The organism is Variovorax boronicumulans (genome assembly GCF_029892485.1).
Classification (GTDB): domain Bacteria; phylum Pseudomonadota; class Gammaproteobacteria; order Burkholderiales; family Burkholderiaceae_C; genus Variovorax; species Variovorax boronicumulans_B.
The window spans coordinates 1-1,397 of record NZ_JARXVG010000046.1; the positions used below are offsets into that span (position 1 = coordinate 1).

Consider the following 1,397-nt stretch of genomic DNA (forward strand, 5'->3'; position numbering starts at 1 on the left):
GCTTCTCTGATCGGGCCGTTTTGTCAAGCGCAGAGTATCTCGGACTTTGGTTTCGTTGAACAGAACGTCTCGGTGCAGTTCACGCTTCTCTACGCAGTCGGTCCCGGCCCGAAGGTCGGCGCTGCACGCATTGGTCAGACGGAGCGGAGAGCCACGCTTTTGGACGCGCTTTGCAGCGCAGCAGTCATATACGGCTTCATCCGGACCATCGTCTACACCTGAACGCTCAATCCTCGATTCCTTTCGTCAGTTAATGCACGTGACCCGCACAGTCACGCCTTCACGGCGACAGGCTCCTGAGCTCCCCATCGGAACTCGGAGCCATCCACCCACATGCGGTGCAGGATGACGGCCAGCTTGCGCGCCACAGCGATCACCGCACGTCGATGGCCTCTTGTCTTGGCAAGCCGCATTCCCCAGGCTTTCAACGACGACCACTGCGCGTTGCGCGTGAGCAGCGAGTGCGCCGCTACATAGAGCGCCGACCGCACATCGGCATCGCCAGCTCGCGAGATGTGACCAGGGTTGTCCATCTCGCCGGATTGGTACCGTTTGGGTGTCAGGCCGAAGTGGGCTGCCACCGTGCGCGACGCCTTGAACCGGGCGGGATCGTCCACGGCTGACTTGAAGGTGAGTGCCGTCACGGGCCCCACACCCGGGATGGACATGAGCCGCACGCACAGCGGATCTGCCTTGGTCAGCGCCTTGACCGCGTTGTCCAGCTTCAGGTAGGTCTTGTAGAGCACGGTCCTCGCGTCAAGTAGCGGCACGAGCGCGCAGGACAGCATCTCGTCATCGGCGAAGGTCTGGCGCACCTGAGTGTCGAACGATCCGTGGCCCACGCGCGGGGCCAGGCGGATGCCGAACACGCGCAGAAGACCGCGCAGTTCGTTCTCGAGGTCGACGCACTTCGCCAGGATCGCTTTGCGACTGGCCAGCAGCGCACGCACGCGGTGGCTGTGCAGGCTCTTGATGTGCACGCGGCTGTACCAACCGGTGCGCAGGATCTGGGCGATGCCGCGCGCGTCGTTGCGGTCGGTCTTGTTGCGCATCGCGTCCAGGGTGTTCTTCACGCGTCGGGCCTCCAGGCAGATGACCTCGAAGCCTGCGGCCTGCAGGCCGTAGGTGAGGTATTGACTCAGCGCGCCGGCCTCGAAGCCAACGGACTTCAGTTCTGGACTGAAGGCATGCAGCCAGTCGACGATGACGTCGACGTGCGCGTCTACCTTGGCCTCCCGACAGACTTCGCCATGGTCGTCCACGACGCAGATCGAGACGGATCTCAGGGATACATCGATTCCGGTGAAATAGGTCATTCAGGCTCTCCTTCGTAGTGGATTTACGAGTCTAGGAAGAGAACTCCGCAGGTCAAATCAACCCGCCCGATCACCGATGCT

At 62.3% G+C, this 1,397-nt stretch carries 2 protein-coding genes; one reads left to right on the forward strand and one right to left on the reverse strand.

All coding sequences use genetic code 11. The features are described from left to right. On the forward strand, positions 1–222 hold a 222-nt coding region (locus M2282_RS31000; RefSeq protein WP_280812602.1), incomplete at its 5' end, for a hypothetical protein. A gap of 50 nt (positions 223–272) precedes the next feature. On the opposite strand, the gene M2282_RS31005 is transcribed toward M2282_RS31000, so the two are convergent. Then, positions 273–1,316: an IS110 family transposase gene (locus M2282_RS31005; protein ID WP_280812603.1), complete on the reverse strand. Its 1,044-nt coding sequence runs from the start codon at positions 1,314–1,316 to the stop codon at positions 273–275. Positions 1,317–1,397: the final 81 nt, after the last annotated feature.

Bases quoted from the DNA above. Each gene is read 5' to 3' on its own strand.
- M2282_RS31005 (WP_280812603.1), bottom strand. From the start codon at position 1,316: ATGACCTATTTCACCGGAATCGATGTATCCCTGAGATCCGTCTCGATC.